Origin of the sequence: Pseudacidovorax sp., from assembly GCF_017991995.1 — a bacterium.
Classification (GTDB): Bacteria; Pseudomonadota; Gammaproteobacteria; order Burkholderiales; family Burkholderiaceae_C; genus Xenophilus.
This window is the reverse complement of the sequence record NZ_JAGOPN010000003.1, coordinates 254,142-270,300: the sequence shown is the minus strand read 5'-3', so window position 1 is coordinate 270,300 and position 16,159 is coordinate 254,142. Positions and strand designations below refer to the sequence as shown.

The following is a 16,159-nucleotide window of genomic DNA, read 5'->3' as shown; positions in this document are numbered from 1 at the left end:
GACTCCTGCGTGCAGGCCCGGACGCTATCGCAGCCCGCGTCCTCCCGCTGTCGGACGGATGCAGAAATTGCGGCAAGGACTGCCGATTCACCCCAAGAATCCCGCAGAAATTAACACTTATTTATTAAATAAGCGCCATTCAAGCGTGGCACATCCGTTGCGCTGTCTTGGGGGTGAGACTTTCCAGAACCACCGATTTCGGCACACCCCTTCCACCCTCTGCCTTTTCGCCCGGCACCCCCTGCGCACCTGCGCGGTGGCCGCGCCGCGCGGGAGCACCCACGTGATCCGGGTCGGCATCGCCGACGACCATCCGGTGGTGCGCTCGGGGTTGCGGGCCCTGCTCTCGTCCTGCGACGACATGAGCGTGGTGGGCGAGGCGAGCGATGGCCGCGAGACGCGCGCGCTGGCGCTGGACGTGCGCCCCCACGTGCTGATCATGGACCTGATGATGCCGGGCTACAGTGCGCTGGACCTCATGACCATCCTGCGCGAACGCGCCTCGGGGGTGGCCGTGATGGTCTACACCGGCTACCCGGCCGAGCACTACGGCCCCGCGCTGCTGCGCGACGGCGCCCGGGCCTACCTGGGCAAGGACTGCGACCCCTCCGAGGTGCTGGCCGCCATCCGCGCGCTATACGCCGGCCGGCGCTACATCACCTCGGACATGGCGGGCGTGCTGGCCCAGCGCTCCAGCATCCAGACCAGCGAGGCGGCGCCCCACCACGCGCTCACGCCGCGCGAGTTCCAGATCTTCCTGAAGCTCGCGCAGGGCGACAGCCCGGCCCACATCGCCGACGCCCTGTGCGTGTCGGCCAAGACGATCAGCACCCACAAGGCCCGCATCATGGCCAAGATGGACCTCCATTCGAACAGCGAGTTGACCTACTACGCGACCAAGCGTCGGCTGCTCAGGTGAGGACACCCGCCATGCCGCTTCAATGCTCGGGGCGGCCGCCGGAGGCGGCTGCTCTTCGGGCACCGTCCAAGCCTGCACTGGCAGGCTTGGAGCCGCGGCCCTCAGCCCCTCTCTGGTGCCTTCGGCTTGGAGGGGGCGCACCCAGAGGCCTGGCGAAGCCAGTTCCTCGGATGCCCTGGCTTGGCCCGCTCCGCGGCCGTCCAATTTGTGTCGCCGCGCCAATTTCATGCGAGGCGGGTGGCGCACAGCGCCATGGAAGACTGACATGACCACTCGCTCCCCGCCGTCCACCCCACCTGCACCGCCGGAGTCGCCGCAGCAGGCGCTGCTGCGCGAGTTCGACCACGACGCGCGTTCACCGCTGAGCGCCATGGCCGCCGCCACCGAACTGCTCGGGGCCACCGACGACCCGGTGCTGCAGGAAGAGGCCCGAGGCGTGATCGCGCGGCAGGTGCGCAAGCTCAACGAGCTGTTCGCGGCCTTCCGGGCCCGGCTGGCCGCCCTGGCCTCGGGACGCAACGATCCGCCCATCTGACTCGCCAGCGGCGCGCACGGCCCGGTGAAGCACGGCCGAGCGGCGCCGTTCTCACTCCATCAGCTGGTGGCGGATGGCATAGAGCGTCATCTCGCCGTTGGAGCGCAGGCCCAGCTTCTCCAGGACGCGGGTCCGGTAGCCGCCCACCGTCTTGACCGACAGGCACAGCGACGAAGCAGCCTGCTGCAGGTCGCAGCCCTGAGCCAGCTTGAGCAGCACCTGCAGCTCGCGGCGGGTGAGCGGCTCCTCGTGGCGGCCCTCGGCGGGCACACAGTGCTCCAGCAGCAGGTTGGCCATGGTGGGCGACATGTGGCGCTCGCCGCGCGCGACGGCACGCACGGCCCGCAGCAGTTCGTGCGGATCGCTTTCCTTGTCGACCAGGGCCCGCACGCCCTCGCGCACCAGCGTGCAGGCGTACTGCTCCGCCGCAAACCCGGTATACACCACCAGGCCCACATCGGGCGCCTGCATGCGCAAGCGGACGACCTCGTCGAGCACGTTCGAACCCGGGATCACCAGGTCGAGCACCAGCACATCGAGCTGCTGCGCGATCAGCTCGCGGGCCAGCCCGCGGGCCCGGTCACATTCCCACACCATCTGCAGGTCGTCCTCGGCGCCGAACAGCGCCTTGAGGCCGGTGCGCACGACCGGGTGGTCGTCGACCACGCCGACACGAATCGGCTGCAAGGCGCGCGGGAGGCGGGAAGACAGCGAAAAGGCGGAAGTGGGCGCGGAGGCCGCATGAAGGGTGCTCTGCATGACGGTGTACTGGCAACTCCCATGCCGCGCCATCCGCTTGAGGATGAAAGAAGAAGCTGCGTGTTGGCGACATGTAGGCCGGCTGGCTGGGCCCGCAGCCGACCGGGCCTCATCGCTTGCAGCAAGTGTTGCCGCAAGCCTTGCAGCCGCAAGGCGAAGCTCGCCCCGGCCCGCTGACGATGGGCCCGTCCTTGTCCGACATGGGGCCGTTGGCAGCTCCATAAGCTGAACGGACCCGCCCCCAGCCGCCGAGGTCGGCGGCGCCCGAGCCCCGGACGGCGGGCCCACGACCCAAGGAGCATTTCCATGTCGAATTCACAGAACGGACGTCCCGGCCACACCGAGCACAACGCCACTGGCAAGCAGCGCCCCACGCCGCGCAACGAAGGCCGGCGTACGCCCGAGAGCCGCCATGACCGCGAGGACCATGCAGGCAGTGGCAACCAGAAACAGCAGCGCCAGGGCGGTGGTCATGGCGTGCATTGAACGCTGGGCCGCAGCGGCAGTTGCGATGGGGGCGCTGGCGGCCGGCCTGCCAGCGGCGGCGCAGAGCTCCGGCAACCCGCGCGGCAATCCCCAGGGCAGCGCCACGCCGGGTTCGACGGGCCGCGCCGTGCCTCCGCCGGCCAGTCGCCCCCCGCAAAGCGCAGCGCCGACGAGCGGGACTGAAGGCCGGCGGACCAACCCGGATCAACCCGAGGCGAGCAGCGGCCATGGCCGTGAGATCGGGGTGGGACAGCCGGGTGGACTCGGCGGCCAGCGTGCGGCCGAATCGCGCAATCGCACCACCGAGACGAATCAGGCGCCGAAGCCGGCCCAGACGCGATGAAGCCCGCGTGACGGGAAGGCCTTTTGGGATGCTCACCGCCGCGACTTCGACAAGCTCAGCCCGAACGGAAGAGGTGTGACGCTCAGGCGTCCGGTACCCCGCTGACCTGACGCAGATCCTCGGCATGGCGATGTGCCCCGTCGCCGCGGTCGCCAGCGGGCGATGTGTCCTGGTCCAGCTGCGTGGTGGGCGGGTGCCGTGCGTCGCCAACGACCGGCGCAACCGGCATGGGGATCTGCTCTGGCGGCGTCTGTTCGTCGGGGCGCTTATGGCCGTCCAGCGTGCGGACGGGATCCTCACCCACACCCTGGGGCGGAGCACGGCGGCGGTCTTCGTTGGGATTCATGGCGTTGTCCTTGAACGGTGCGGGCCCGCTCCAGCGTCTGCCCGGCGTGAAGACGGGATGACGAGCGAAGCGGAGAGCCATGCAGGTTGTGCCACCCGGTCGACCCAGGCGGTAGGAATCGCCGCAAAGCGGTGTGCGCTCCAGGGTTGTGGTGTCCAGGCGCACGGCAGGCTCCTCCCGCGCCTACACGCCCGGAGGAGGCTGCGGGCCAACCTGAAGCTTCCTCAGGGCGCCGGATCTCCGAACGGTCAGGCGCTGCACATGCGCAGCGCTTCGCCTTCGCTGAGTCCTGCGCGCATTCACACCAGGAGCCTGCGACCATGAGTACCACACGCATCACCGACAACGGCGAGGGCACCCGACCGACCACCGACGGCGCCGCGGGCAATCTGGGCCCCGCCAAAGGCTATCCGGATGGAGACACCGTCAAGCCGGGACCGCATGAGCGCATGATGGACAAGCGTCAGGACGCCGAGGCCGCGGAACAAGACGGCTCAGCACCCTGGGGCGTGCGCGAATCCATGCGGCCCAATCCCAACACCGAACCACCGCCGTGGCCTGGCAAGACACGCAAGGGTCGCCAGGCGCCACCCGCGCGCTGAGCTGCTCCTCACACGGTGCGCTCCCGTGAACGCGCGCTGCGGCTGTGGACCTGGCCCACGCCACGACTGCCGGATTCACCGCTTGTCGTCGCCGCCGGCATTCTTCGACAGCGCAAGGAACTCCTGCGTGAGTACGCCCGAGGTGCTCGGCCAGCCATCCGGAAGTCGCTTCCTCCTGGCGCAGAATTTCCTCGCACACGTGACGGGTCTGGGGGTCCTGCGCCATCTCGGCCACGGCCACCATCACACGGTACGTGGCCACCTCGTAGTGCTCGAAGGCATAGCAGGTCATCGCCACGTTGATCACCTCGTCGCTGGCCGGCCGGGCACTCAGGCTCTGCACCATTGCACTCATCCTGCCTGCCACCTCCTTGCCCCCGGAAGTGCTGCCGCCGCGACGGTGGATGCACTCGCTCAGCATTCGCGCCTGCTCCCGGGTCTGCTGATGATGGGCCTGCAACCTGGCCTTGAGCACGGGGTGACTGCCCAGGCGGTCGCACGCCGTCTGGAGCAGCAGCTCTGCCTGCTCCTCCATGGCATGGGCATCTCGCAACCAGTCCATCAGGTGCTCGGCGGCATAGGTCATGGACAGGTTCATGGGTGCAGGCGAAGAAGGTGCGTGCGTCGCACTGCCGTCCGCAGCGAAGCCGTCGAGGGAGGCACCCGGGTCCTCCTCGCCGGCCGCTGATTCGCGTGACAAGTCCACGCCAGGAGCCTTGCCAGATTCGGGGTTCATAAGAGCGCGTCCTTGCGGGATGTTGATGCCACCACTCTGGGCGCCAGGGGCCCTGGCGATGTAGGAAGAGTTCGGGCTGCCCCCGCGCCGAACTCGCGAGATGCCCCGCAAGCCCGCCCCGACGCGTACGCCTTCCAGGCCCGGCTGTGCGCTCCCACCCCGAGCTGAGCCTCCACCTACACGGTCCTGGAGGCAGCACGCGAACGCTGTGCGCTGGAGCCCCTGCATCAGCGGGCCCCTTTCAAACCCATCCCCCCACAGGAGTCCTCTTCATGTTCTCGCACAACAAACGTCTGCAATACACCGTGCACGTCAGCATGCCCAACCCCGGCCTCGCCAACCTCATGCTGGAGCAGTTTGGCGGCCCACAGGGCGAGCTGGCTGCGGCCTGCCGCTACTTCACCCAGGCCGTGGCCGAAGACGATCCCGGACGCAAGGACATGCTGTTCGACATCGCCACCGAAGAGCTGAGCCACCTGGAGGTGATCGGCAACATCGTGTGCATGCTCAACAAGGGCGCCAAGGGCCGACTGGCCGAGGGCATCGACGAGCAGGGCGAGATGTATCGCTCGATCACCGGCGCCGGCAATGACAGCCATCTCACGCAGGTGCTCTATGGTGGCGGCGCGCCGCTGGTCAACTCCGCGGGCGTGCCCTGGACGGCGGCCTATGTCGACACCATCGGCGAGCCCACGGCCGATCTGCGCTCCAACATCGCGGCCGAGGCCCGCGCCAAGATCGTCTACGAGCGGCTCATCAACCTCACCGACGACCCCGGCGTGAAGGACGCCCTCACCTTCCTGATGACGCGCGAGGTGGCGCACCAGAAGTCCTTCGAGAAGGCGCTCTACAGCATCGAGCCCAACTTCCCGCCGGGCAAGCTGCCGGGCGACCCGCGCTTCACCAGCGTGTACTTCCGCATGTCCAAGGGCGAGGCCGATGTCAGGGGTCCGTGGAACGAAGGGCCGGACTGGGACTTCGTGCCGATGACGCAGGACTCGGGACCGGTCGACGGCCGCACCGGCTGGGCCTCGGTCGAACTGCCCGAGGGCGATGCGGAGCTGGTGCGTGCCATGGCCACGCGCACGCAGTCGCGCACCGACATCGATCCCACCACCGGTGCCGAGTTGGGCGCCGGCGTCACCCCGCCACCGGCGGCCAAGAAGAAGTGAGCAAGGGCCGCGACGCGGATGCGCCGGCGCCGGGCGGCCTGGCGCTGGTCATCATCGACATGATCAGTGGCTGGGACTTTCCGGACGCCGAGCACCTGTTGCCGCATGCCCAGCGCGTGGCCACCGAGATCGCGGCGCTGGCCCAGGCCTGCCGCGACCGCGGTGTGCCCGTCATCTATGCCAACGACAACCGCGGGCGCTGGCGGTCGGACTTCCGCTCGCTGATCGATGCGGCCCTGGCCCAGGACGGGCCGGGCGCGGAGATCACGCGACTGATGCGCCCGCACGAGCACGACTACTTCGTGCTCAAGCCCAAGCATTCGATCTTCCATGGCACGCCCATGCCGTTCCTGCTGCAGCACCTGAAGGTTCAACGGCTGGTGCTCGCCGGTGTCTCCAGCGACCAGTGCGTGCTCATGTCCGTGTCGGACGCGCGCATGCGCGAGCTGGACCCGATCGTGCCCGCGGACTGCTCGGCCTCGCAGGGCGAGGAACGGCACAAGGTGCTGCTGCAGCAGCTGCGCGAGACGTGGAAGGTCGAGGCGCCGGACACCTGGCGCGTGCTCTTCGAGGGCGCGCCGCCTTCTCCTTCCCCTTCCCCACCGCCCCGCCAGGACCCTTCCAATGACTGAACCCACGCCCCAGGCCTCCACGCCGCCCCAGCAGCCGCCCGGCCTCGAATCGCGCATGACGCCGCAGCCCGACTTCGGCGCCGACAGCTACCGCGGCAGCGCCAAGCTGCAGGGCAAGGTGGCGCTGATCACCGGCGGCGACAGCGGCATCGGCCGTGCCGTCGCCCTGGCCTTCGCGCGCGAAGGCGCGGACGTGCTGATCTCCTTCCTGGAGGAAGAGGAAAGCGATGCCCGCGTCACCCGCGAGTGGGTGCAGAAAGAAGGCCGTCAATGCCTGGCCATCGCCGGCGACATCCGCAGCGAGGCGCATTGCCGCTCGCTGGTGGATGCGGCCGTGCAGCAGTTCGGGCGGTTGGACGTGCTGGTCAACAACGCCGCCTTCCAGATGAGCCACAAGTCGCTCGACGAGTTGACCGAAGAGGAGATCGACCGCACCTTCCGCACCAACGTCTTCGCCATGTTCTTCCTGGCCAAGGCCGCGGTGCCGCACATGAAGCCGGGCGCGTCGATCATCAACACCGCGTCGATCAATGCCGACAAGCCCAATGCCACGCTGGTGGCCTATGCCGCGACCAAGGGCGCGATCCAGAACCTCACCGGCGGGCTGGCCCAGTTGCTGGCCGAGAAGGGCATCCGCGTGAACTGCGTGGCGCCGGGCCCGGTGTGGACGCCGCTCATTTCTTCGACGATGTCGCCCGAGCAGGTGGCCAAATTCGGGCAACAGACGCCGATGAAGCGCCCCGCGCAGCCCAAGGAACTGCAAGCGGCCTACGTGATGCTGGCCTCGGACGAGGCCAGCTACATCTCGGGCGCCACGATTGCCGTCACTGGCGGCGTGCCGATGATCTAGCGATGACGCGGCAAGGAAGTTTGCCTACAGCGCCACCCAGCCCGGCGTGCGCGCGAGTGCGCCAAACAGCGCCGCCGCGTGATCGGAAGGCGTGGCGTAGAGGTCCAGCGGATGGGGCATGCCGTGCAGCAGGAACACCGCGCGGATGCGCTCGTCCCAATCCAGCAGGGCCATCGACCAGTCGGCGAACACCCGCGCCGGGGCCGGGCCGCGATCGAGCAACTTGACCTGCTGGTGCCGGTCGTCGGCCAGGATGATGCTGTAGAGGCGCTCCACCGCGGCCTGCGGGCCTTCCAGGTACTGCATGTACACGCCATCCAGCAGGCACAGCGCACCGGTGATCGAGGCCGCGGCATTGTTGTCGCGCGACTGCCGCAGGATGCCCGCCACATCGTCCGAGCGGAAGGCCCGGGCGCGGCTGGCATAGATGAGTCGGTAGATCACGCGGCCATCCTAGCCGCCGTGCCGGGACCGGAGAAGTCGGCTCAACTGCAGACGGCGGCCGGCGCATGGTCACTTGGACTCGGGCTGCCTCAGGGCAAACCCTGAACACAATCTCTGAAACCGGTTTCATAATTTCCGTCATCGGAGACACACCGGCGCACCCACGCGCCCCACGCCCGTGAATTACCAGTTCCAGTTCGATGCCGTGCTCGCCGCCTGGCCCCTGCTGCTCAAGGGCACATGGATCACGGTGCAGCTCTCCCTCACCGCCACCCTGCTGGGTCTTGCCGTGGCCGTGGTGTGCGCCTGGGGCAAGACCAGCGGCCCGGCGCCGCTGCGCTTCCTGATCAACGCCTACATCGAGGTGATCCGGAACACGCCCTTCCTGGTGCAGCTGTTCTTCTTTTTCTTCGCGTTGCCGGTCATCGGCGTGCGCTGGTCGCCGTACATGGCGGCGCTGACGGCCATGGTGGTCAACCTGGGCGCCTACGCCACCGAGATCATCCGCGCCGGCATCGAGTCCATTCCCAAGGGGCAGATCGAGGCGGGCCGCGCCCTCAACCTCAAGGGCTGGGAGATCTTCCGCTTCATCATCATCAAGCCCGCGCTCAAGGCCATCTATCCGGCGCTGACCAGCCAGTTCATCCTGCTGATGCTGAGCTCTGCCGTGGTGTCGGTGATCTCGGCCGACGACCTCACCTCGGTGGCCGCCACGCTGCAGTCGCAGACCTTCCGCAGCTTCGAGATCTACATCGTCGTGGCCGCCATCTACCTGGGCCTGGCCCTGCTCTTCTCGCTGCTGTTCAAGCTGATCTACCAGCGCGTGCTGCACTACCCCGACCGCCGCTGAAGGCAGCACCAGGAGACGACCACCATGCGTACCTTCGGCTTTCCCGAATTCCTCTTCATCCTCGAAGCGGCCCAATGGACGCTGGCCCTGTCGGCCATCGCCTTCGTGGGCGGCGCCATCCTGGGGCTCATCGTCGCGCTGGCCCGCACCAGCGAGAACCGCGCGGCGCTCTTCGCCTCGGGCGTGTTCATCCAGGTCTTCCAGGGCACGCCGCTGCTGCTGCAGTTGTTTTTGATCTTCTTCGGCGCGCCGGTGCTGGGGCTGGACATCAACCCGTGGATCGCCGCGGGCGCGGCGCTCATCCTCAACAGTGCCGCCTTCCTGGGCGAGATCTGGCGCGGCTGCATCCAGGCCATTCCGCGCGGCCAGTGGGAAGCGGCCATGGCACTCAACCTGTCGTACACCGCCCGGCTGCGCGACGTGGTGCTGCCCCAGGCCTTCAAGATCGCGCTGCCTCCCACGGTGGGCTACGTGGTGCAGATCATCAAGGGCACGTCGCTCGCGGCCATCATCGGCTTCACCGAGATCACCCGCGCCGGCCAGATCATCAACAACGCCACCTTCCAGCCGCTGGAGGTGTTCAGCACCGTGGCCGCGCTGTACTTCGTCATCTGCTGGCCGCTGTCGCTGCTGGCCGCGCACATGGAGCGCCGCCGCGCGCGGGCGCTCGCCCGCTGACTGCGCCCCCTCTCTTCACCCCCGTCACGCTCAACCCAAGGAGACCTCCATGAACCTCAGCCTGCACCGCCGCGCCGCCCTGGCACTGGGCCTGGCCGCCTGCGCCACCGCCTTCGCTCCCCTGGCCTCGGCCCAGTCCGTGGCCGACATCAAGAAGAAGGGCGAGATCACCATCGGCATGCTGGTGGACTTTCCACCCTACGGCACCACCGACGCCAAGAACCAGCCCGACGGCTACGACGCCGACGTGGCCAAGCTGCTGGCCAAGGACCTGGGCGTGAAGGCCAACATCGTGCCCGTCACCGGTCCCAACCGCATTCCCTTCCTGCTGACCAACAAGGTCGACCTGCTGATCGCATCGCTGGCCGTCACGCCCGAGCGCGCCAAGCAGGTGGACTTCTCGGTGCCCTACGCCGCCGCCACCATCGTGCTGTACGGCAGCAGCAAGGTCGAGATGAAGTCGCCCGCCGACCTCAAGGGCAAGCGCGTGGGCGTGGCCCGCGCCAGCACGCAGGACGTGTCGCTGACGGCCGTGGCGCCCGAGGGCACCGAGATCCGCCGCTTCGACGATGACGCCTCGGCCATGCAGGCACTGATGTCGGGCCAGGTCGATGCCATCGGCTGCTCCACCACCGTGGCGGCGCAGATCGCCAAGCGCGCCGGCAGCAACTTCGAGAACAAGTTCAACCTGCGCCAGCAGGTCATGGGCATCGCCATGCGCCCGGGCCAGCCCGAGCTGAAGAAGACGCTGGACGAGTTCGTCGAGCGCAACAGGAAGAACGGCGAGCTGAACAAGCTCTACCAGAAGTGGCTGGGCACCGACTTCCCGGCCCTGCCCAACTCCTGATTGGTTTTTCCCTCTTCCGAACGCACAAGGCAGCCGAACGATGAACAGCAGCGTGGCCGCGCCCCATGAACTGGGCGACCCCATCATCCGCATGGAAGGGGTGAGCAAGTGGTATGGCGAGTTCCAGGTGCTCACCGATGTGGACCTGTCGGTGCGCACCGGCGAGCGCATCGTCATCTGCGGGCCCTCGGGCTCGGGCAAGTCCACGCTGATCCGCTGCATCAACCGGCTGGAGACGGTGCAGAAGGGCCGCATCACGGTCGACGGCATCGAGCTGACGGCCGGCGGCAAGAACGTGGATGCCGTGCGCGCGGAAGTGGGCATGGTGTTCCAGCAGTTCAACCTGTTCCCGCACCTCACGATCCTGCAGAACTGCACACTGGCACCGATGCGCTCGCGCGGCATGTCGCGCGAAGAGGCCGAGGCCGTGGCCATGAAGTACCTGACGCGGGTGCGCATTCCCGAGCAGGCCAACAAGTACCCCAGCCAGCTCTCCGGCGGCCAGCAGCAGCGCGTGGCCATCGCCCGGGCGCTGTGCATGGCGCCCAAGATCATGCTGTTCGACGAGCCGACCTCGGCGCTCGATCCGGAGATGGTCAAGGAAGTGCTGGACACCATGATCGGCCTGGCCGACGACGGCATGACCATGCTGTGCGTCACCCACGAGATGGGCTTTGCCCGCAGCGTGGCCGACCGCGTGATCTTCATGGCCAGCGGCCAGATCCTCGAACAGGGTACGCCAGAGGCCTTCTTCGGCAATCCGCAGCACGAGAAAACGCGGCAGTTCCTGGGCCAGATCCTGACGTCCGGTCACTGACACGATGCTCTCCGTCCTGATCTCTCTTTCCTCCTTCGGCGCGGCCGAGGTGGGCCGCCATGGCCAGGCCTGGGCCACGGGCCTGGCCTACGAAGCCGGCGTGGACAGCGTCGAGGTGCGCGGCGAGCTGCTGCGCAATCCCGCGTCGGAACTGGCGGCGCTCAAGGGCCATGCCGCGGTCTACTCCAGCCCCGAAGGCCTCTGGACCGCCGACGGGCAGCTCGACACGACCGCGCTCCAGACCGGTCTGGCCCGCGCGGTGGCCCTGGACGCGCCACGCCTCAAGATGGCCATCGGCGGCTTCCACGCCACGCGCAGCCGCGACTCCCTCGACGCACTGCGCGAGGCCCTGGCCCGCACGCCGGTGGAGCTGGTGATCGAGAACGACCAGACGCCCACCGCCGGCACACTCGACGCGCTGCTCGCCTTCTTCGACGCCCAGCAGGCCGCCGGCCTGGACCTGGGCATGACCTTCGACATGGGCAACTGGCACTGGCTGGGCGAATGCCCGCTGGAGGCCGCCCGCGCCCTGGCCCACCGCGTGTGCTACGTGCATGCCAAGGGCGTGCAGCGCCGGCCCGACAAGTGGGTCGCGGTGCCGCTGGCCGAATCGGCCGCACCCTGGCGCGCCGTGCTGCGCGCCCTGCCGGCCGATGTGCCGCATGCCATCGAATACCCGCTGATCGGCGACGACCTGACGGCCGTCACCCGCGCCGAGATCGCTGCCCTGCGCCAGCTGCGCACCGCCGCTTGAACACCCCAGCCCGAGCCTTCGCTGAACCGTCCCGCATGACCACCGCCCCCACCTTCGACGTCGCCACCTTCGGCGAGGCCATGCTGCTGCTGGTGGCCGACGAGCCCGGCCCCATCGAGCAGGCCACGCTCTTCCACAAGCGCAGCGCCGGCGCCGAGACCAACGTGGCCATCGGCCTGGCGCGCCTGGGCCTGAAGGTGGGCTGGGCCAGCCGGCTGGGCACCGACTCCATGGGCCGCGCGCTGCTGGCCACTATGCAGGCCGAAGGCATCGACTGCTCGCATGTGGTGTGCGACGCCACGCAGCGCACCGGCTTCCAGTTCAAGGGCCGCGTCACCGACGGCAGCGATCCGCCCATCGAATACCACCGCAAGGGCTCGGCCGCCAGCCAGATGCGGCCCGAGGACATCGACGAGGCCTGGCTCTGCGCCGCGCGGCACCTGCATGCCACCGGCGTGTTCGCCGCCGTCTCCGAGACCACGCTGCCCACCGCCCACCGCACGCTGGACCTGATGCGCGCCGCCGGCCGCAGCATCTCCTTCGACCCCAATCTGCGGCCCACGCTGTGGGGCAGCACCGAGCGCATGCGCACGTGCATCAATGCGCTGGCCGCCAAGGCCGACTGGGTGCTGCCCGGCCTGGAGGAAGGCCGGCTGCTCACCGGCGAGGCCACGCCCGAGGGCATCGCGCGCTCCTACCGTGAGGCTGGCGCCTCGCTGGTCGTTGTCAAGCTCGGCCCCGACGGTGCCTACTACGACAGTGCCACGGCGGGCAGCGCGTATGTGCCGGGCTTTCCGGTCGACCAAGTGATCGACACCGTGGGCGCCGGCGACGGCTTCGCGGCCGGCGTGGTCAGCGCCCTGCTCGAAGGCCGCAGCGTGCCCGAGGCGGTGCGCCGCGGCGCCTGGATCGGCGCCCGCGCGGTGCAGGTGCTGGGCGACACCGAAGGCCTGCCCACGCGGGCCCAATTGCAGGAGGCCGGCCTGTGAGCGACGCACGCAAGAAGGTCCTGGTCTTCCGCGCGCTGCCGCCCGACCAGATGGCGCGCCTGCAGGCGGCGCACGACGTCAGCTTCGCCGACCCCAAGAAGGACCGTGCCGCCTTCGATGCCGCCCTGCCCGAGGCGCAAGGCCTGATCGGCTCCAGCTTTCCCATCGACGCCGCCGTGATCGCTGCCGCGCCGAAATTGGAGGTGGTCTCCAGCGTGTCGGTGGGCGTGGACAACTACGACCTGGCCGCCCTTCACGCCCGCAACATCGTGCTGGCCCACACGCCCGGCGTGCTGGACGAGACCGTGGCCGACACCGTGTTCGCCCTGCTGATGGCCACCAGCCGCCGCGTGGTCGAACTCGCCACGCTGGTGCGCGAAGGCCGCTGGGACAGGAACATCGGCGAAGACCTCTTCGGCTTCGACGTGCATGGCAAGACGCTGGGTCTGCTGGGCTTCGGCCGCATCGGGCAGGCCATCGCACGCCGTGCCGCGCTGGGCTTCGGCATGCCGGTGCTCTATCACGCCCGCCGCCCGATCGACCTGGCCACGCAGGCGCCCGAGCTGCAGGGCCGCGCGCATCACACGCCGCTGCCCCAGCTGCTGGACCGCGCCGACTTCGTGGTCGCCATGCTGCCGCTCACGCCCCAGACCCGCGGCATGGTCGATGCCGCCCTGCTCGCACAGATGAAGCCCGGCGCCATCTTCATCAATGGCGGCCGCGGCGCCACCGTGGACGAGCCGGCCCTGCTGGCGGCGCTGGACAGCGGCCACCTGCGCGCCGCCGGCCTGGACGTGTTCGCGCGCGAGCCGCTGCCGCTCGATTCGCCGCTGCGCACCCACCCCAAGGTGACACCGCTGCCGCACATCGGCTCGGCCACCCACGAGACGCGCCATGGCATGGCCGAACTCGCGGTGAGCAACCTGCTCGATGCGCTGGCGGGTCGCCGCCCCGCCGCGGTGTACGACACTGCGGCTTCATGAACACACCGCCGCCGGCCGTGCGGCCGGGCCGCCCCACCATCTCGGACGTCGCGCGCGTGGCGGGCGTGTCCAAGGCCACGGTGTCGCGCTTCTTCAACCACCGCGAACGCCTGCTCAGCCCCGACATCGCGGCCCGCGTCGAGGCCGCCATCGCCGAACTGGGCTATGTGCCCAGCCCGATGGCGCAGGCGCTCAGCCATGGCCGCTCGCGGCTCATCGGGCTGATCGTGGCCGACATCACCAACCCCTTCTCGGTGGCCGTGCTGCGCGGCGCCGAGAAGGCCTGCAAGGACGCGGGCTACCTGGTGATGCTGTTCAACATCGGCAACGAGGCGGGCCGCGAGCGCGAAGCCATCGACGCCCTGGCCGGCTACCAGGTGGATGGCTTCATCCTCAACACCCTGGGCCGCGGCGCGGGCGTGGTCGAGGCCATCGCCGCCCACGGCAAGCCGGCCGTCCTGGTGGACCGCCGGCACGACGGGCTGGAGGCCGACTTCGTCTCCATCGACAACCGCGCCGCCATGGCCGAGGCCTGCGCCCACCTGGTCGGCAGCGGCTGGCGCGAACTGCTGTACGTGACCGAGCCGCAGCAGGGCGTGAGCACCCGGCGCGAGCGCACGGCCGCCTTCCGAGACTGCCTCGAGGCGCATGCGCAGGCCTCGCCGCGGGTGCATGGGGAGGTGTTCGAGATGGCCGAGGGTGGCGACGAAGCCCTGCGCGATGCGCTGCGTGCCCTGCGCAAGCGGGCCCGCACGCCGCGCCGCGCCGCCGTGGTGGCGGGCAATTCGGTGGTCACGTTGCGCGTGGCGCAGGCCGTTCGGCAACTGGGATGGGAGTTCGGCGCCGAATTGGGCTTCGTCGGCTTCGACGAGCCGGAGTGGGCCTCGCTGGTGGGCCCGGGCCTCAGCACGCTGGCGCAGCCCACCGACGAACTCGGCCGCGCCGCGGCCGCCTGCCTGATCGAGCGCATGCAGGGCCTGGAAGGCCCGGCGCGCGAACTGCTGCTGCCGGGCACGCTCGTGGTGCGGGGCTCCTCGGCACCCTGAACGGCCGAGCACCGGCCGCCCAACGCGCGCGGCCGGCGTGTAGATTCGAGTCGATGCGCGACCTCACCGTCTTCGTCCTCGGCAGCGCCGCCATCGCCTGGGTGTCGCGCGGCGCGCTGCGGCATCCGCACTCGCACGGCTTCTACCGGTTTTTCGCCTGGGAATGCACGCTGGTCGTGGCGCTGCTCAACCGCGCGGTGTTGGCCGTGGACCCGTTCTCGCCGCGGCAGCTGCTGTCGTGGGTGCTGCTGTTCGGCTCCATCGTCCTGCCGCTGGCCGCCTGGCGGCAGCTGCGCCGCGAGGGTGCGCCCACCGAGGCACGGCGAGACGAGCACCTGCTGGGCTTCGAGAAGACCTCGCGCCTGGTGACCACCGGCCTGTTCCGCCACATCCGGCACCCCATGTACACCGCGCTGATCATGCTGGCCTGGGGCGCGACGCTGAAGCACCTCACGCCGCTGACCGTGGGCCTGGGCCTGGCGGCCACCGCGTTGCTGATCGTCACTGCGCTGCGCGACGAGCAGGAATGTCTGGCCTATTTCGGCGAGCCCTACCGCGCGTACATGAAGCGCACCCGGCGCTTCATTCCCGGGCTGCTGTAGCGCCGCCGCCGTCGTCCGGCAGCACGGTCAGGCTGCGTGCGCGCTGCATCGAATCGCTCTCCGCCGTCATCGCACCCACCGTGCGCGCCAGCTGGCGGCTGGTGCTGACATAGGCATGCCCGATGCGGCTGTCGAAGTAGAGCGAGTCGCCCTTGACCAGGCTCACCGTCTGTCCGGTCTCGAAGTACACGTCTACCGAGCCGCTGAGCACATAGACGAACTCCTCTCCCGGATGCCGCGCGAAGTCCTCCGGTCCGTTGAAGCGGCGCGCGCACACGGTGCCGAGCACGGGGATCATCTTCTTGCCGACGGCGCTGGAGTTGAGGAATTCGTAGACGAAGCTCTCGCCCCGATAGGCCACCCCCTCCCCGGCCCGCGTGACCAGAGGTCCGCTGAACTGCGCCGCCTTGGTGTGGGCGCTGGAGAACATCTCGCCCATGTCCATCTGCAGCGCTTCGCTCAGCGCGGCGAAATTCTCGTAGCCCAGCGCGAGCTGCCCCCGCTCTGCACGCGAGATGGTGGGGATCGATACCCCCGAGCGCTCGGCCAGCTGGGCCAGCGTCCAGCCGAGCTGCTTGCGCGCGGCGCGCAGGCGGCGGCCGAAGGTTTCGCGATCGAGGGTGTTGGCGGCAGGACGTGGTGCCGGGGTGCGAGGGCGCGGCTCTTTCATGGGCAAGGCGGGTTGCCGCGGATTGTGACAGCAAGCCGGCTCACCCTTGGCCCGCAATTTGCGTAAGCGCAAATCAGAGATCAGGGTCTGCACCAATTT

At 69.2% G+C, this 16,159-nt stretch carries 20 protein-coding genes and 1 pseudogene; 16 read left to right on the top strand and 5 right to left on the bottom strand.

Translation table 11 applies throughout. The annotated features are described in order from the left end of the window. Nucleotides 1-283: 283 nt before the first annotated feature. Both KBC94_RS05855 and KBC94_RS05850 read left to right on the top strand, forming a co-directional pair. Nucleotides 284-919: a response regulator transcription factor gene (locus KBC94_RS05855; RefSeq protein ID WP_294367369.1), complete on the top strand. Its 636-nt coding sequence runs from the start codon at nucleotides 284-286 to the stop codon at nucleotides 917-919. A gap of 265 nt (nucleotides 920-1,184) precedes the next feature. Continuing rightward, nucleotides 1,185-1,454 carry a hypothetical protein gene (locus tag KBC94_RS05850; RefSeq protein ID WP_294367367.1) on the top strand — a complete coding sequence of 90 codons (270 nt, stop codon included), beginning with the start codon at nucleotides 1,185-1,187 and terminating at the stop codon, nucleotides 1,452-1,454. Between the two features lie 51 nt (nucleotides 1,455-1,505). Here KBC94_RS05850 and KBC94_RS05845 read toward each other — a convergent pair whose 3' ends face one another. Beyond that, a complete protein-coding gene (locus tag KBC94_RS05845; protein ID WP_294367366.1) occupies nucleotides 1,506-2,141 on the bottom strand; it encodes a response regulator transcription factor in 636 nt (211 codons plus the stop codon). Nucleotides 2,142-2,519: 378 nt separating this feature from the next. On the opposite strand from KBC94_RS05845, the gene KBC94_RS05840 reads away from it, so the two are divergent. After that, entirely contained in the window at nucleotides 2,520-2,699 is a 180-nt protein-coding gene (locus tag KBC94_RS05840; protein ID WP_294367364.1) for a hypothetical protein, read from the top strand. 425 nt (nucleotides 2,700-3,124) lie between these two features. Here the strand turns inward: KBC94_RS05840 and KBC94_RS05835 are convergent, their stop codons facing one another. Beyond that, entirely contained in the window at nucleotides 3,125-3,388 is a 264-nt protein-coding gene (locus tag KBC94_RS05835) for a hypothetical protein (RefSeq protein WP_294367362.1), read from the bottom strand. A 320-nt stretch (nucleotides 3,389-3,708) separates the two neighbouring features. Between KBC94_RS05835 and KBC94_RS05830 the strand changes: the two genes are divergently transcribed. Continuing rightward, a complete protein-coding gene (locus KBC94_RS05830; RefSeq protein WP_294367360.1) occupies nucleotides 3,709-3,990 on the top strand; it encodes a hypothetical protein in 282 nt (93 codons plus the stop codon). A 142-nt stretch (nucleotides 3,991-4,132) separates the two neighbouring features. On the opposite strand, the pseudogene KBC94_RS28850 reads toward KBC94_RS05830, so the two are convergent. Beyond that, a pseudogene (locus KBC94_RS28850) lies at nucleotides 4,133-4,552 on the bottom strand (ferritin-like domain-containing protein); the annotation flags it as partial. A gap of 446 nt (nucleotides 4,553-4,998) precedes the next feature. On the opposite strand from KBC94_RS28850, the gene KBC94_RS05825 reads away from it, so the two are divergent. From KBC94_RS05825 to KBC94_RS05815, 3 genes are read left to right on the top strand one after another with little or no spacing between them, the layout of a single operon-like run. Further along, the gene (locus KBC94_RS05825) at nucleotides 4,999-5,898 is read left to right on the top strand and encodes a manganese catalase family protein (protein ID WP_294367358.1); all 900 of its coding nucleotides are present in this window, start codon (nucleotides 4,999-5,001) and stop codon (nucleotides 5,896-5,898) included. After that, nucleotides 5,895-6,530: an isochorismatase family cysteine hydrolase gene (locus KBC94_RS05820; RefSeq protein WP_294367356.1), complete on the top strand. Its 636-nt coding sequence runs from the start codon at nucleotides 5,895-5,897 to the stop codon at nucleotides 6,528-6,530. The genes KBC94_RS05825 and KBC94_RS05820 overlap by 4 nt, the downstream gene beginning before the upstream one ends. Further along, a complete protein-coding gene (locus KBC94_RS05815; protein WP_294367353.1) occupies nucleotides 6,523-7,380 on the top strand; it encodes an SDR family oxidoreductase in 858 nt (285 codons plus the stop codon). The genes KBC94_RS05820 and KBC94_RS05815 overlap by 8 nt, the downstream gene beginning before the upstream one ends. 24 nt (nucleotides 7,381-7,404) lie before the next feature. On the opposite strand, the gene KBC94_RS05810 is transcribed toward KBC94_RS05815, so the two are convergent. After that, nucleotides 7,405-7,824, bottom strand: coding sequence for a BLUF domain-containing protein (locus KBC94_RS05810; protein ID WP_294367351.1), 420 nt, complete (start codon nucleotides 7,822-7,824; stop codon nucleotides 7,405-7,407). A gap of 178 nt (nucleotides 7,825-8,002) precedes the next feature. Between KBC94_RS05810 and KBC94_RS05805 the strand changes: the two genes are divergently transcribed. The 9 genes from KBC94_RS05805 to KBC94_RS05765 are packed head-to-tail and all read left to right on the top strand — an operon-like array spanning nucleotide 8,003 to nucleotide 15,390. Then, a complete protein-coding gene (locus tag KBC94_RS05805) occupies nucleotides 8,003-8,674 on the top strand; it encodes an amino acid ABC transporter permease (protein ID WP_017761095.1) in 672 nt (223 codons plus the stop codon). Between the two features lie 24 nt (nucleotides 8,675-8,698). Further along, nucleotides 8,699-9,352, top strand: coding sequence for an amino acid ABC transporter permease (locus KBC94_RS05800; protein ID WP_294367348.1), 654 nt, complete (start codon nucleotides 8,699-8,701; stop codon nucleotides 9,350-9,352). Nucleotides 9,353-9,401: 49 nt separating this feature from the next. Next, nucleotides 9,402-10,199: a transporter substrate-binding domain-containing protein gene (locus tag KBC94_RS05795; RefSeq protein WP_294367346.1), complete on the top strand. Its 798-nt coding sequence runs from the start codon at nucleotides 9,402-9,404 to the stop codon at nucleotides 10,197-10,199. A gap of 40 nt (nucleotides 10,200-10,239) precedes the next feature. Continuing rightward, a complete protein-coding gene (locus KBC94_RS05790; protein ID WP_294367343.1) occupies nucleotides 10,240-11,016 on the top strand; it encodes an amino acid ABC transporter ATP-binding protein in 777 nt (258 codons plus the stop codon). Between the two features lie 4 nt (nucleotides 11,017-11,020). After that, nucleotides 11,021-11,770, top strand: a complete 750-nt coding sequence (locus KBC94_RS05785) for a TIM barrel protein (protein ID WP_294367342.1) — start codon at nucleotides 11,021-11,023, stop codon at nucleotides 11,768-11,770. 35 nt (nucleotides 11,771-11,805) lie between these two features. After that, nucleotides 11,806-12,759: a sugar kinase gene (locus KBC94_RS05780; RefSeq protein WP_294367339.1), complete on the top strand. Its 954-nt coding sequence runs from the start codon at nucleotides 11,806-11,808 to the stop codon at nucleotides 12,757-12,759. Further along, complete coding sequence (locus KBC94_RS05775) at nucleotides 12,756-13,742, top strand: D-glycerate dehydrogenase (protein ID WP_294367337.1); 987 nt, start codon at nucleotides 12,756-12,758, stop codon at nucleotides 13,740-13,742. Before KBC94_RS05780 ends, KBC94_RS05775 begins: the two co-directional genes overlap by 4 nt. Further along, a complete protein-coding gene (locus KBC94_RS05770) occupies nucleotides 13,739-14,788 on the top strand; it encodes a LacI family DNA-binding transcriptional regulator (protein ID WP_294367334.1) in 1,050 nt (349 codons plus the stop codon). The genes KBC94_RS05775 and KBC94_RS05770 overlap by 4 nt, the downstream gene beginning before the upstream one ends. A 53-nt stretch (nucleotides 14,789-14,841) precedes the next feature. Beyond that, complete coding sequence (locus KBC94_RS05765; protein ID WP_294367333.1) at nucleotides 14,842-15,390, top strand: isoprenylcysteine carboxylmethyltransferase family protein; 549 nt, start codon at nucleotides 14,842-14,844, stop codon at nucleotides 15,388-15,390. Here the strand turns inward: KBC94_RS05765 and KBC94_RS05760 are convergent. Beyond that, complete coding sequence (locus tag KBC94_RS05760; RefSeq protein ID WP_294367331.1) at nucleotides 15,371-16,060, bottom strand: XRE family transcriptional regulator; 690 nt, start codon at nucleotides 16,058-16,060, stop codon at nucleotides 15,371-15,373. The two genes, KBC94_RS05765 and KBC94_RS05760, sit on opposite strands and share 20 nt — an antisense overlap. Between the last annotated feature and the right edge of the window lie 99 nt (nucleotides 16,061-16,159).